Raw genomic sequence first — 14,114 nt, forward strand, 5'->3', positions numbered from 1 at the left:
TATCCTCAGCAAGAGGATCTGATGATTAAACCAATTAAATAGGCAACCTGACAGGTCAAATAATCATAATAAAGGTCAAATCGTGTTGAGTTGCATCATATAGGATAACTTTTTGTAGGGTAAAATGAACGACACAGATCTTGTAGAGTATTTGGTCTAGCTGATTTTGGGGCAAAGATAAGTTAGAGCTCCTAGTGATCTCTGACATAAAAAACAAGCGAATCCCCCCAAAAAAAGAATCAAAGCGATACCAATCACCGTGTAAATATCGGTTTTGCTCATATACCAGCCAAGACAACGCGACGTCCAACAACATGATTACCGCCATACTCGACGCACAAAAAAGCGCGAGAGACGGATGTCATTCTCGCGCTTTTTAGGACCGTATAACTTGAAGTTTACGGTTAGATCTTAGCAGTAAACGTACGGCTAATTACATCTTGTTGCTGCTCACGTGTTAGCGAGTTGAATCGTACTGCGTAACCCGAGACTCGGATGGTTAACTGTGGGTATTTTTCTGGATGTTCGACGGCATCCAACAACATGTCACGGTTAAGCACGTTAACGTTGAGATGCTGCCCACCCTCAACACGAATCGATCCTCCATTTTCCTCATGGTGGAAGTAACCATCCATTAGTGCTGCTAGGTTCACTTTTTGGCTTAGGTCATCTTTACCTAGTGCATTTGGTACGATTGAGAAGGTGTAAGAAATACCATCTTTAGCGAATTCAAACGGCAGTTTGGCAACTGAAGAAAGTGAAGCAACCGCACCTTTCTCGTCACGACCGTGCATTGGGTTTGCGCCCGGGCCAAATGGCATACCTGCGCGGCGACCATCTGGTGTGTTACCGGTTTTTTTACCATATACAACGTTTGAAGTAATCGTAAGGATAGATTGAGTTGGAACCGCTTCACGGTAGGTGTTCATTTTCTGAATTTTTTTCATAAAACGTTCAACCAAATCACAAGCAATATCATCAACACGTGAATCGTTGTTGCCGAATTTTGGATATTCACCTTCAATCTCAAAGTCGACAGCGATGCCATCTTCGTTACGTACTGGTGTTACCTTCGCGTATTTGATAGCCGCTAACGAGTCAGCAACAACCGACAGCCCTGCAATACCACAAGCCATTGTGCGATGAACATCGCGGTCCATTAATGCCATTAACGATGCTTCATAGCTGTAACGGTCATGCGAGTAATGGATCACGTTCAGCGCAGTGACGTATTGCGTTGCAAGCCAATCCATCATGTCATCAAAGCGAGGCATTAAGCGGTCAAAATCGAGAACTTCATCTTCGATACGAGCAACTTGGGGGCCAACCTGCATGTTAGATTTTTCATCAACACCACCGTTAATGGTGTAAAGCAACGCTTTAGCAAGGTTTGCACGAGCACCAAAGAACTGCATATGTTGGCCAACCACCTGCGGGCTTACACAACACGCAATCGCGTAATCATCGTTATCAAAATCCGCACGCATTAGATCATCGTTCTCATACTGAAGTGATGAGGTTTCGATAGACACTTTAGCCGCGTATTGTTTAAACGCGATAGGCAGTTGTTCAGACCATAGAACCGTCATGTTCGGCTCTGGTGCTGGGCCCATCGTGTGCAATGTGTGCAAGTAGCGGAAAGTCGTTTTGCTAACAAGAGTACGACCATCAACGCCCATGCCAGCCATTGCTTCTGTTGCCCAAATTGGGTCGCCAGAGAACAATGAATCGTATTCAGGAGTGCGAAGGAAACGAACCATACGAAGCTTCATGATGAAATGGTCAATCAACTCTTGCGCTTGTTTTTCATCAATCAGACCAAGTTTAAGGTCACGTTCGATGTAAACATCTAGGAAGGTTGATGTGCGGCCTAGCGACATCGCAGCACCATTTTGAGACTTAACCGCAGCTAAGTAGCCAAAATAGGTAAACTGGATTGCCTCTTGCGCAGTACGAGCAGGAGAAGACATATCAATGCCGTACTTCAAACCCATTTCTCGCATTTCATCAAGGGCACGAATTTGATCAGTAAGCTCTTCACGTAGACGCAATGTCTTATCTAAATCACCACCCGTTTCAAGCATCTTCTGAGTTGATTTGAACTGCTCATTTTTGTCTGATTTTAGGAAGTCGATACCGTACAAAGCAAGACGACGGTAGTCGCCAATAATGCGTCCACGACCATAAGCATCCGGCAGACCAGTAATAATACCAGAACGGCGACATGCTTTAATTTCGTCAGTATAAAGATCGAACGCTACTTGGTTATGCGTTTTGCGGTACTCAGTGAAGATCTTTTCGATTTGTGGCTCTAATTCACGACCGTACACTTCGCACGACGTTTTCACCATTCGAATACCACCATTAGCGATGATGCCGCGTTTCAGTGGTTTATCGGTTTGTAGACCCACGATTTTTTCGAGGTTTTTTGCAATGTAACCTGCATCGTGTGAGGTGATAGTGGAAACGATATCAGTATCAAAATCGACAGGGGCATGAGTGCGGCTTTCTTCTTTAATACCCTCTAGCACCGATTCCCATAGCTGTGTCGTCGAGTCCGACACGTCCGCAAGAAAAGACTCATCGCCTTCATAAGGGGTGTAGTTTCGCTGAATAAAATCACGTGCATTAACGGATGTTTGCCAGTCGCCAGCTTGAAATCCCGTCCAAGCTTCCATCATATCGGTTGTCGGAATAGTCATAATGACCCCCTAAGTTATTGATAAAAAGATAATATCTATGATTATTTATAATCATTGGTTTCTGCTGGCTATACTAAACCGACCAATCTATGAGTAAAGTGAGCTGTTTTCATAAAATACATGCACAAAATGCATTTATTGGAATTACTATATTATATTCAATACCTTAAGTTGAAGGCTAACTACTCTAGATTCCAATTAGTTTGTTCCTTCAGAAGTAGGAAATAGACTCTTAGTGACTCACCGACGTTGAAAACAGGTTAATGATCACCACACCAGACAGAATCAAAGCGATGCCAATGATCGCGTAGATGTCTAGCTTTTGCCCGTAGACCAACCAAGATAACGCCGTGACTAACACAATCCCTGCCCCACACCAAATCGCATAGGCGACACCCAGAGACATAGTTTGAACCGTGAGAGACAACAGATAAAAAGCAAAGCCATAACCGACGAGTACTGCGGCGGTAGCAGGAAGGGAAGTAAATTGCTGCGTTTTAGGCAATAAAGAAGTCGCGACAACTTCAAGCACGATGGCAAGTGACAGCATCACTGGAGGCGGAAGAGATAAAAGCATGTATGAGTCCACAACATTAAATACGGCGCTCAGAATATTGTAGTTTTATTTCCAATTCATGTGATTTTCAGTAAGCAATTATTATGACGTACCTTAAAAATTCTTAAGTGTGACTTTCGGTTAACACGAGGAACCTAAATGCTCTATTATTACAAATACGTAATAATCATTTTCTATTTAAGGGGATTATCAAAACATGCACTCACACCTATACTAGCTCCAACAAAACGAGAGAGCGGAAACAATTAAGCTCAACTACGCTTAACGGGTTGAATTTAATTGCACAGTTATCCGCTGTACTGACATATAGGAAACATCCAATGACAATCGAAATTAAACCTGGTCAAACGCATATCAAATCAAAAGCAATGGTTGCATGGGCAGCTGGCGAGCCACTAAAAATGGAAGAAGTTGATGTACAACTTCCTAAAGCTGGTGAGGTTCTAGTTCGCATCGTTGCTACTGGTGTTTGTCACACTGACGCATTCACATTATCAGGTGACGATCCAGAAGGTATCTTCCCTTCAATTCTTGGTCACGAAGGTGGTGGTATCGTTGAGATGATCGGCGAAGGCGTTACAAGTGTTGAGATTGGCGACCACGTTATCCCACTTTACACAGCTGAATGTGGCGAATGTAAGTTCTGTAAATCTGGTAAAACTAACCTATGCCAAGCGGTTCGTGAAACGCAAGGTAAAGGCCTAATGCCAGACGGTACAAGCCGCTTCTCTATCAATGGCGAAACAATTTTCCATTACATGGGTTGCTCTACTTTCTCTGAGTACACAGTACTTCCAGAAATATCTCTAGCGAAAGTAAGCAAAGAAGCACCACTTGAAGAAGTTTGTCTTCTAGGTTGTGGTGTAACTACGGGTATGGGCGCGGTACTTAACACAGCTAAAGTTGAAAAAGGCGACAACGTTGCTGTATTCGGCCTAGGTGGTATCGGTCTTTCTGCAATCATTGGTGCTCGCATGGCTGGTGCTGACCGCATCATCGGTGTTGATATCAACGAGAGCAAATTCGAGCTAGCAAAACAGCTTGGCGCGACAGACTGCATCAACCCAACTAAATTCGACAAGCCAATCCAAGACGTTATCGTAGAGATGACAGACGGTGGTGTTGAGTACTCTTTCGAGTGTATCGGTAACGTAAACGTGATGCGTCAAGCACTTGAGTGCTGCCACAAAGGTTGGGGCGAATCAGTCATCATTGGTGTTGCGGGTGCAGGTCAAGAGATCTCAACTCGTCCATTCCAACTAGTGACTGGTCGCGTATGGCGTGGTTCTGCTTTCGGTGGTGTTAAAGGCCGCTCTGAGCTTCCAGAAATCGTTAACCGCTACATGGCAGGTGAGTTTGGTCTTCAAGAGTTCATTACTCACACTATGGGTCTGCAAGACGTTAACGAAGCATTCGACCTAATGCACAAAGGTGAATCTATCCGTACTGTTCTACACATGGATAAGTAACACATCTTGGCCTCGATTCTTTCGAGCATCGAGGCCACAGCTACAAATGAATAGCAACAAACTGTCTTCACCACCTCCTGCCCGGTGGGTGGTGAAACTTTAAGTGATATAGACAAATTTACTCCCAAACCATCAACCTAACGGAGCACAATAGATGACAATCGAAAACATTAGCCAAGCAAAGGTTGCTGGTGGTTGGCACAAACAATACACCCACTTTTCTGCAACGCTTGACTGCAACATGCGTTTTGCGATTTTCTTGCCACCTAACGCAAGCAAAGAAAACCCAGTTCCTGTTTTGTATTGGTTGTCAGGCTTAACCTGTACCGATGAAAACTTCATGCAAAAAGCCGGCGCTTTCAAAGCCGCGGCTGAGCAAGGCATCGCGATTGTGGCACCAGACACTAGCCCACGTGGCGAAGGTGTTGCCGACGATGAAAATTACGATCTCGGCCAAGGTGCAGGCTTCTATGTGAATGCCACTCAAGCGCCATGGGACAGCCATTACCACATGTACGATTACGTGGTAACAGAGCTCCCTGCATTACTTGAGTCGTTCTTCCCTGTTACATCCGTAAAATCGATTTCTGGTCACAGCATGGGCGGACATGGTGCCCTAACGATTGGCATTAAAAACGAAGATAGCTACCGTTCTATCTCTGCATTCAGCCCAATCACCAACCCAATGCAATGCCCTTGGGGACAAAAAGCCTTCAACCAATACCTAGGCTTGGATATTGAAGAGTGGAAACACTACGATGCCTCTGAGCTTCTAAAAACCAAAGGCACTAAACTGCCAATGTTGGTCGACCAAGGTGAAGCCGATAACTTCCTGATTGAACAGCTTAAACCTGAGCAATTAGTCGAAGCCGCTAAGGTAACCAATGCCGATTTAGATCTACGTATGCAGCCTGGTTACGACCACAGCTACTACTTCATCTCTAGCTTTATTGATGAACACATTGAGTTCCACGCTGCTTACTTAAACAAGTAGCCAGATGAATTTAGCCCGCACTTTGTAAACGCAAGGTGCGGGCTTTTTTATGCCTACTGATTTTATAACGGTTGCTTTTATAACTGCTTAATACGCTGCTTTAACGCTTCTAAATCTATATCATTGCCAACAATTCGTAATCGAACATACTCTTCAGTCATCGCGTCGCACGTAATAGCAAAATCGACACCCGAACATGTCTTAATACCGATACTCTCAAATAGCTTTGAAAGGTGAGTTCCTCTCTTTTTCAACAACATAATGGGCGTCGATATTGACGTGCCAACCACCTCAATATTGTTCTCAGACAACAAGCCGATCATTTGCTGCTTAAAGTATTCAGTTTTGCTGCGGTTCATTTCTAAGAAGTGTTTTGCATTGGGTAAGGTCGCCGATGCGATTTTTATTGAGGGGTAAGTCGGCGTAAACACACTCACCGCAGCTTCGATTGCAGAAGTCAGGTTTTCACTGCTGGCTAAGTAACCGAGTCGAATCCCAGCGAGCCCTAAACCTTTAGAAAAGGTTCGTAAAACTATTAAGTTGTCCAAGACTAAGGTCTGATCGAGCATAGACTGCTCAGGGGTCAGGTATTCACCATATGCCTCATCGACAATCAAAATAGCGCCAGAACGCTCACATACTCTCGCTATCTCGACCAGATAAGCTCTGTCGTAGATTCGACCCGTTGGGTTGTTGGGATTATCGATATACACCAAGGCAGGATTTTGACTGCTTATTTTTGATGCCAACACACCGAACAGATCCGACTCGTTTTGATAATCAAACATGTTGATGGACTGGTACTTCCCGCCCACCAAAGTGAACTCTGATACTGCTTCAACAAACTGAGGGCCAATGCCTATCATGGTGCGATTGTTGTGATCGATAAGTTTATTGAAGATAAGTTCTAGCGCCCCAAGAGAGCCCGTGGTGTACGTAATACGACAATCTTCAATCCCAATAAACTGGCGAGTCAGATAAGTCAGCTCCGAAAGCTCCCTGTGGCAATAGTACTTATCAATACCGTAGATAATATCTTTGATCACATGTTCAGGAATTTCTGGTGCGCCAAATGGATTGGAGCCAAGTGAACAATCGATACGAAATGAGTGATCGACATAAGAATGGTATTCGCCACTTAACCGTGGATTTAAATGCATAAGAAAACGCTCAAAAAATATTCATGCGCTATTCTTATCGTACTGAATTTTATCTATATAGGTCATTTCGCGACAGTTCTTCGCCTTGTTTCGAGAGACTGGTTAAAAACCAAGATTGGTTCAAATAACGAATTCTCTTAAGCCATAATCAAGAGTTAAGCACTCGTGTTTACATTTCGAGTTAACCGAACCGCTTTCTTTGCGCTAGATTAAGCTGAGATAAGATAGGGTAATAACAGAGCTTGCATCTTTACTCTCCCTAGTTACCATAGCCCCATTAACATCCCCCATATTTTGAAGGTTGCTATGAAAGCAATTAAGACTCTTTTCTTCCTGATGGTTTTATTGAGCGGTCTGTTTACCGCTTGGCTGTTTATTCCAATTCCAGCGACCATGGACAAGCAAACGCTCGACGTTCCATTAACGGAACCATTCAAGCTTGTTGCGTATCGCAGCAACCCGAATGATGCGAGCAAGCCGCTGACTTACCACTACTATGTGATTTCAGATGTGGTTGGTGTAGACGACATGGACCCATTCCTGATTACCACGGACCAGTTCGTGAAGCTTGGCGAATTCGACGAGAACACATTCAACCTTACGGTTAACGGCAAGATTGATAGCTACACCAACGATTTGTGGATCAAGAAATCTGATGGCAAGCTTCAACACTGGTACGTGAGTATTAACGCGAACTATATTCGTTAAAATCGAACTGCAATAAACCTCATTTTAAAACTGCGCTTTGGCTTCCAAGCGCAGTTTTTGTTTCTAGCAACACCCTCCACTTATCCCGACCCGTTCGACATAAACTGCATTGCCTACTTTTGATTCACTGCTGCCCTTGCTCTCAAGGTGTTATAAGCTCTTTAGATACGATAAGCTCAGACCATGCTCGACGCCCAATAAATCAAAATAATAAAGGATCACCCGTGGAATTTACGCTCGACAAATTTAACGGCATCATCATTGACCCAGCAACAGCCCCTCACGATGTTGACTCATTCAATGCCGAACTCAGCGAGATCACCGAATTTTCAAAGCAGAATAGCAAAGGCATTATTTGGATTAGCTTACCTATTTCACTCTCGCACCTTATTCCGGTGGCGACTGAGCTTGGCTTTGTGTTTCACAACTGCTTAGAAGACGAGATTACGCTGATCCACAAATCCGAGATTGTAGAGTTTGTGCCTTTCATTCCGACCCACACCTTGGGTGCTGGTGCGTTAATCACTAACGAACACAATCAAGTTCTGATGATCAAAGAGCACGGCATGACGGGTTACAAATTACCGGGCGGTCATATTGAGTTGGGTGAAGGCATTGAAGAATCGGTGGTTCGTGAAACCTTGGAAGAAACCGGTATCGAGGCAACGTTCGTTTCTGTGGTTGGCATGGCGACAAGACACCCGTATCAATTCGGTAAATCAAACCTCTACTTTATTTGTCACCTTATCGCTCAAACTCAAGAAATTGCGATTCAAGACACTGATGAAATTGCAGAAGCTAAATGGATAGATGTTGAAGAATATATTAACAACCCCGACAGCTACCCGTTTAACCGCCAATTGGTCGGCTCTTTGATAGGCAAACAAGGATTAGAACTTACCCAACTAGAAGGCAACTATGGCCCGAACCATAAGCCAGAGATCTTCTTTTCGAAAAACTAAAGCGATTCAAACATAAAAACGCCAAGCTCATAAGAACTTGGCGTTTTGCTTTTCATTTTACTTATATTGTTTAAGCCATCTCGTTGCTAGTGACTTCCTAATTAGACTGTTCTAGAACCTATCTATTTTAGAAAAAGCCTAACGGATTAGTATCGTAGCTAATTAATAGGTTCTTAGTGTTTTGGTAGTGATCGAGCATCATCTTATGTGTCTCACGGCCGATGCCGGATTTCTTATAACCACCAAACGCGGCATGTGCTGGATAAGCGTGGTAGCAGTTCACCCAAATACGTCCAGCTTCAATGTTGCGACCCATGCGATACGCTAGGTTTGCATCACGCGTCCATACACCTGCACCCAAGCCATATTCGGTATCGTTGGCAATCTCTAGCGCTTCAGCTTCGTCTTTAAACGTCGTCACCGCGATAACAGGGCCGAAGATCTCCTCTTGGAATACACGCATCTTGTTGTGCCCTTCCAGCATGGTTGGCTGGATGTAATAACCATTACCGAGATCATCAGATTGCTGCGCAACTTCGCCACCTGTCAGCACTTTAGCGCCTTCTTGGCGACCGATTTCTAGGTAGCTCAGAATCTTATCGAACTGCTCTTTTGAAGCTTGTGCGCCAACCTGAGTATCAGTATCTAGCGGGTTACCTTGTTTAATAGTTTGAGCACGCTCGACCACCTTGGCGATGAACTTGTCGTACACCGATTCATGGATCAGCACACGTGATGGACAGGTACACACTTCACCTTGGTTGAAGAACGCCAGCAACATGCCTTCGACACACTTATCAAGGTATTCGTCTTCATGGTTAAAGATGTCTGGGAAGTAGATGTTTGGAGACTTACCGCCAAGCTCAACCGTTGATGGAATCAAGCTTTCAGCGGCACATTTCAGGATGTGGTGGCCGACTTCTGTCGAACCGGTAAATGCCAATTTCGCCAAACGATCGCTGGTTGCTAACGCTTGACCCGCTTCACTACCAAAACCATTGACGATGTTGACTACGCCTGCAGGTAGAAGATCAGCGATCTTCTCCATCATCACTAAGATCGATGTCGGTGTTTGCTCCGCTGGCTTCATCACAACACAGCAACCCGCAGCCAGTGCTGGCGCCAATTTCCAAGCCGCCATTAAAATCGGGAAGTTCCAAGGAATGATCTGCCCCACCACACCGATGGGTTCTGGGAAGTGGTAGCTCGCGGTGTTTGAATCTAGCTCGGCTGCGCTGCCTTCTTGCGCCCGAATACAGCCTGCAAAGTAACGGAAGTGGTCAACAACTAACGGGATGTCTGCCGCTAGAGTTTCACGCACAGGCTTGCCGTTTTCCCACGTCTCCGCCACCGCGATTTCTTCTAGGTGCGCTTCAATGCGATCGGAAATTTTAAGTAGGATATTGGAACGTTCTGTCACACTGGTCGCAGCCCAACTAGCACGAGCCGCATGCGCCGCATCGAGTGCCAAGCTAATGTCTGCCTCTGTTGAACGTGCCACTTGGCAATACACCTGACCATTCACTGGGGAAGTGTTATCAAAATACTCGCCGCTGACAGGCTTCACCCACTCGCCACCGATAAAGTTATCGTATTGCGCTTTAAAGTTCACCACTGCGTTGTCACTACCCGGCTGTGCGTAAATCATAGTTAGATCCTTCTTCGATTTGATATTCGTTATTGAGCTAGAGCTGTCTTATTTTTGTGGCGGCTCCCCTTGAGAAAAGAACTCATGGCGAGACGCCCATGTTTATGCTTTCTGTTTAAAACACTGATACTTCGTGTTTTCTTCACAACAGTAACAACGCAAATCACACGCCAGAACTTCAAAACTTGTTGTTAATAAATTGTAAAACTATGATTACCAAACGTTTACAACCCAAAGTGAGTTGGCATTGAACGGACGTATGGAAACCACTCCAGTGTTCAACTGTTCCAATTTGGTACACTCTCACTGTTACGACATGGAACAGTCATGCACCTTCAACAAGCAAACACCTCAGATTGGCTTTCATCGTCTTGGCACCGCAGCACAGAAGCGGGGCTAAAACAGAGACGACTTCCCGAAGATATTCGCCTGCCACAGTCGATTCTGAAGCAGCGACGTCATCAATCATCGAGCTTGATTCAAATCGTCGAACGTAATGCACTGCCTCTGTTCAACCAGATGTTTGCACGTACCGACAGTCGTTTGATTCTGACCGATATTGAAGGGGTGATTCTGGCGAGTTGGGGACAGGAGCGGTTTAAGGAGAAGCTGACATCAATTGCACTCAGCTCAGGAGCGTGTTGGCAGGAACAACTTAAGGGCACCAACGCGATTGGCACCGCGATTGTTGAAGCTAAACCCGTGACCATCATTGGTGAGCAGCACTTCATCCACCAGCATCGATTTATCAGCTGTTCAGCAAGCCCTGTGTTTGATCACCAAGGGAACATGGTTGGCGTATTGGACATTACCAGTGAGCAGCAACAGCACGACAGTTCGGTGCAGCTACTGGTTCAAAATATGGTTCAGCTTGTTGAAAACCAGCTACTGAGCCACATCCCACAAGGCACCACTCGCATCGACCTCGCATGTGAGAAATCGTTATTACACAGTGGTTGGCAAGGGATTGTAATAGCCAATGAAGCTGGGGAGGTGGTGGCACACAATCAGGTCGCCTCTCAACTATTGGATCAAACCTCGATCGTCGGTGAGAGTATCGATACCCTCTTCAACCGAACCTCATTAGACACGCCTTTTGTATTTGAGAAACAACACCTCAAACAACCAACCACCAAACGCACGCGCTCCATTTCAGCATCGTGTGATTTGCACCATGGCGAGCAACAAATCGAACACGCTTGGCAGCAAGCCAACAAGGTAATCGATAAAGGGATCAGTTTGTTGATCTTAGGAGAAACAGGAGTTGGCAAAGGCGAGTTTGTTAAAGCGCTGCACAAGCAAAGCCAGCGTAAGTCTTCGCCCTTGGTAGCGGTAAATTGTGGCGCGCTGCCTAAAGACCTTATCGAATCTGAACTGTTTGGTTACGCGCCGGGCGCCTTTACGGGAGCAAGCCACAAGGGCTTCCAAGGTAAGATCCGTCAAGCAGATAAAGGGATTCTATTTCTAGATGAGATCGCCGACATGCCTTTAGAAGCTCAGTGCCGACTACTGCATGTTCTGCAAGACAAATCCGTTGTTCCTGTGGGTTCCAATCAGAGCTACCAAGTCGATTGTCAGATCATCGCCGCGACTCATAAAAACCTTGAGCAGCTAGTCGCAACTGGAGAGTTTCGACAAGATTTGTACTATCGCCTAAATGGCTTGGCGTTTACCTTACCAAGCCTACAACACCGACAAGACAAGCACGCTTTAATCGAGCACATTCATCGTAAATACGCCGAAGACGAACAGACAATCTGCCCGCACTTGATGAGCTTACTGTGCGCCTATTCTTGGCCGGGTAATATCCGCGAATTAGACAACTTACTTAAGGTTGCTGCTCTATTAGCAAGTGATGAACCCCAACTCACACTCGAGCATGTGCCCAGCCACCTTGCTCAACATCTCACGTCATTAGCACACGATAATCAGCATCAGCATCAGCTAATGACTCCTAATGCCATCAAAGGTACAGCGAGTAACGATTTAAGAAGCACCGTTGAAGAAACCTTGTTGCAAACTTATCAAGCCAACCAAGGCAACATCAGTAAGACTTCGAGAATACTCGGTATCAGCCGCAATACCATTTATCGAAAATTGAAAAGCTTGGGAATCCTCCAATAGGAAGATGAACCTAAGCTACTCAGAACCCAGCTCCAAAAGTTGATTGAGCACTTCTTTATCCAATACCGGGTGATGCTTACTCGCTAGGATCAGCACAATATCGACCGAAGGCAACGGCGGCATATCATCAAGAATTTTCAAATCTGAAGTCACGCTTAGCTTACCCATCGCACCAATCGCTAATCCTGCTTTCACGATTGCACGCTGCGCTGAAGCGGTATTGCTACACGCCAATAACTGATAAGGCGTGCCCTGCTTGGTTAAGCCATTCACTGCCGCTGCGTGGTACTTACAATCGGTCTGAAACAAGGCTAGTGGGACTGGTTTAGACTCATCGAATGCATAGTCAGGGCTGCTTATCCAAACACCCACATCATGTGTAAGCCAGTAACCCTCTTCACTATCAGGCGCTCTGGTGACAATCGCCGCATCTAAACGGCCATCATCTAACCACTCTCTGAGGTTAATACTTGGCAGGCTAAATACTTGAATAGAACAGGTGGGTTCTGCTTTCTGCAATAGGCGAATCACTTTTGGCAGAATAGTGTCGTTGTAGTCTTCAGGGCAGCCGAGTCGCAGAGGTTGTTTGTCTTCGTAACGCTTTACTTGCTTGAGGGCTGTATTGTGGAGCGCGACCAACTGTTCGGCATGAGAACGCAGCGCTAAGCCTGCTTCAGTGAGTATTAAGTTACGCCCTTCTTTTTGGAAAAGAGTGACATTGAGTTCTTCTTCCAACTTACGCATCTGAGCACTGAATGCCGATTGGGTGCGATTTATCTGTTTCGCTGCACGTGTGAAACTACTGGTTTCCACAAACGCGAGAAAACCTCGCAAAGCATCAATATCCATATTGAAATCACCACCCATCGTTTTTATTAATGTATTGCATCAAAATTATCCGTTAGTACGCCGCAATACAATCCCCTAAGCTCAAATGCATGCCCCTAGGCTCAATACATACCCACTAAACGCAAGGAAGCAACTATGCAGCTTTATATTGGAAACCAGAACTACTCAACTTGGTCACTGCGCGCATGGCTAATATTCGACAACTACAACCTGAGTACAGAAGTCATCAAGCTCAAGCTATTCACCTCCGATTTTTACGACACTCTGGCGAAAGTGACGCCAACGGCCAAGGTTCCAACCCTAGTTGACGGTGACGTTGCTGTGTGGGATTCATTGGCCATTCTCGAATACGTTAACGACGCTCACTTGAACGGCGTAGCATGGCCCAGTTCAGTGAAAGAACGCGCCCATGCCCGAGCAATTTCCGCCGAGATGCACTCTGGATTTTTTGCCGTCAGAAATGAAATGCCGATGAACTGCCGCGCACAACGAAAGCTCACACTGAGTGAAGACGCACTGAAAGACATCGCTCGTATTGATGCAATATGGTCTGCACAAATGGAACAATACCCAGAGGGATGGTTATTTGGTGAATGGTCGATTGCCGATGCGATGTTTGCACCCGTCGCATTGCGCGTAGAAACCTATGGAATACAACTTTCCGAAAAGGCATCGCAGTATCAACAACGTGTGCTTAACAGTCCATCAATACAAAAATGGCTGGCAGAGGCAAGCTTAGAAACCGATGTGGTTGAAGAAGATGAGGCGGGCAAGCCAGTATAAAATACAAGACACCCTTCCAAAGCTCACTAGTCTGTGAGCTTTTATCTAAACCTTATTAATTTGGTCGATTGTGATCGCCTAATCACAATGTGCAGATGTGATTGTTTATATTCAAAGAAATTCAAATAGTTAAGATAA

The 14,114-nt window shown here is 45.3% G+C and carries 11 protein-coding genes; 6 read left to right on the top strand and 5 right to left on the bottom strand.

Features of this window, described 5'->3' with window-relative positions:
* Positions 1-404: 404 nt before the first annotated feature.
* Together pflB and AB4585_RS19560 are read right to left on the bottom strand one after the other, a co-directional pair.
* The gene (gene pflB / locus AB4585_RS19555) at positions 405-2,702 is read right to left on the bottom strand and encodes a formate C-acetyltransferase (protein WP_372170650.1); all 2,298 of its coding nucleotides are present in this window, start codon (positions 2,700-2,702) and stop codon (positions 405-407) included.
* 232 nt (positions 2,703-2,934) lie between these two features.
* Positions 2,935-3,279 carry a multidrug efflux SMR transporter gene (locus AB4585_RS19560; protein ID WP_372170653.1) on the bottom strand — a complete coding sequence of 115 codons (345 nt, stop codon included), beginning with the start codon at positions 3,277-3,279 and terminating at the stop codon, positions 2,935-2,937.
* 320 nt (positions 3,280-3,599) lie between these two features.
* On the opposite strand from AB4585_RS19560, the gene AB4585_RS19565 reads away from it, so the two are divergent.
* Together AB4585_RS19565 and fghA are read left to right on the top strand one after the other, a co-directional pair.
* Positions 3,600-4,748: an S-(hydroxymethyl)glutathione dehydrogenase/class III alcohol dehydrogenase gene (locus AB4585_RS19565; RefSeq protein WP_012601124.1), complete on the top strand. Its 1,149-nt coding sequence runs from the start codon at positions 3,600-3,602 to the stop codon at positions 4,746-4,748.
* Positions 4,749-4,902: 154 nt separating this feature from the next.
* Complete coding sequence (fghA, locus tag AB4585_RS19570) at positions 4,903-5,742, top strand: S-formylglutathione hydrolase (RefSeq protein WP_104216026.1); 840 nt, start codon at positions 4,903-4,905, stop codon at positions 5,740-5,742.
* A 77-nt stretch (positions 5,743-5,819) separates the two neighbouring features.
* Here fghA and AB4585_RS19575 read toward each other — a convergent pair whose 3' ends face one another.
* Positions 5,820-6,902, bottom strand: a complete 1,083-nt coding sequence (locus tag AB4585_RS19575) for a pyridoxal phosphate-dependent aminotransferase (protein WP_017061632.1) — start codon at positions 6,900-6,902, stop codon at positions 5,820-5,822.
* Positions 6,903-7,208: 306 nt separating this feature from the next.
* On the opposite strand from AB4585_RS19575, the gene AB4585_RS19580 reads away from it, so the two are divergent.
* Together AB4585_RS19580 and AB4585_RS19585 are read left to right on the top strand one after the other, a co-directional pair.
* Positions 7,209-7,610 carry a hypothetical protein gene (locus AB4585_RS19580; protein WP_017061631.1) on the top strand — a complete coding sequence of 134 codons (402 nt, stop codon included), beginning with the start codon at positions 7,209-7,211 and terminating at the stop codon, positions 7,608-7,610.
* Between the two features lie 224 nt (positions 7,611-7,834).
* The gene (locus AB4585_RS19585) at positions 7,835-8,572 is read left to right on the top strand and encodes an NUDIX domain-containing protein (RefSeq protein ID WP_104216025.1); all 738 of its coding nucleotides are present in this window, start codon (positions 7,835-7,837) and stop codon (positions 8,570-8,572) included.
* Between the two features lie 127 nt (positions 8,573-8,699).
* On the opposite strand, the gene AB4585_RS19590 is transcribed toward AB4585_RS19585, so the two are convergent.
* On the bottom strand, positions 8,700-10,220 hold the full coding sequence (locus AB4585_RS19590; protein WP_017061629.1) for an aldehyde dehydrogenase family protein: 1,521 nt from the start codon (positions 10,218-10,220) through the stop codon (positions 8,700-8,702).
* A gap of 327 nt (positions 10,221-10,547) precedes the next feature.
* On the opposite strand from AB4585_RS19590, the gene AB4585_RS19595 reads away from it, so the two are divergent.
* Positions 10,548-12,344, top strand: coding sequence for a sigma-54-dependent Fis family transcriptional regulator (locus AB4585_RS19595; protein WP_372170657.1), 1,797 nt, complete (start codon positions 10,548-10,550; stop codon positions 12,342-12,344).
* A 15-nt stretch (positions 12,345-12,359) separates the two neighbouring features.
* On the opposite strand, the gene AB4585_RS19600 is transcribed toward AB4585_RS19595, so the two are convergent.
* Complete coding sequence (locus AB4585_RS19600) at positions 12,360-13,211, bottom strand: LysR family transcriptional regulator (protein WP_372170660.1); 852 nt, start codon at positions 13,209-13,211, stop codon at positions 12,360-12,362.
* Positions 13,212-13,328: 117 nt separating this feature from the next.
* Here AB4585_RS19600 and AB4585_RS19605 point away from each other — a divergent pair, with 117 nt between their 5' ends.
* The gene (locus AB4585_RS19605) at positions 13,329-13,976 is read left to right on the top strand and encodes a glutathione S-transferase family protein (protein ID WP_372170662.1); all 648 of its coding nucleotides are present in this window, start codon (positions 13,329-13,331) and stop codon (positions 13,974-13,976) included.
* Positions 13,977-14,114 lie beyond the last annotated feature (138 nt).

It is taken from the genome of Vibrio sp. 10N.222.49.C9, assembly GCF_041474985.1.
Taxonomy (GTDB): Bacteria; Pseudomonadota; Gammaproteobacteria; order Enterobacterales; family Vibrionaceae; genus Vibrio; species Vibrio crassostreae_C.

What these genes read in the sequence shown, in the direction of transcription:
- pflB (WP_372170650.1), bottom strand. Translation starts at nt 2,702, where the DNA reads ATGACTATTCCGACAACCGATATGATGGAAGCTTGGACGGGATTTCAA.
- AB4585_RS19560 (WP_372170653.1), bottom strand. Translation starts at nt 3,279, where the DNA reads ATGCTTTTATCTCTTCCGCCTCCAGTGATGCTGTCACTTGCCATCGTG.
- AB4585_RS19565 (WP_012601124.1), top strand. Translation starts at nt 3,600, where the DNA reads ATGACAATCGAAATTAAACCTGGTCAAACGCATATCAAATCAAAAGCA.
- fghA (WP_104216026.1), top strand. Translation starts at nt 4,903, where the DNA reads ATGACAATCGAAAACATTAGCCAAGCAAAGGTTGCTGGTGGTTGGCAC.
- AB4585_RS19575 (WP_017061632.1), bottom strand. Translation starts at nt 6,902, where the DNA reads ATGCATTTAAATCCACGGTTAAGTGGCGAATACCATTCTTATGTCGAT.
- AB4585_RS19580 (WP_017061631.1), top strand. Translation starts at nt 7,209, where the DNA reads ATGAAAGCAATTAAGACTCTTTTCTTCCTGATGGTTTTATTGAGCGGT.
- AB4585_RS19590 (WP_017061629.1), bottom strand. Translation starts at nt 10,220, where the DNA reads ATGATTTACGCACAGCCGGGTAGTGACAACGCAGTGGTGAACTTTAAA.
- AB4585_RS19595 (WP_372170657.1), top strand. Translation starts at nt 10,548, where the DNA reads ATGCACCTTCAACAAGCAAACACCTCAGATTGGCTTTCATCGTCTTGG.
- AB4585_RS19600 (WP_372170660.1), bottom strand. Translation starts at nt 13,211, where the DNA reads ATGGGTGGTGATTTCAATATGGATATTGATGCTTTGCGAGGTTTTCTC.
- AB4585_RS19605 (WP_372170662.1), top strand. Translation starts at nt 13,329, where the DNA reads ATGCAGCTTTATATTGGAAACCAGAACTACTCAACTTGGTCACTGCGC.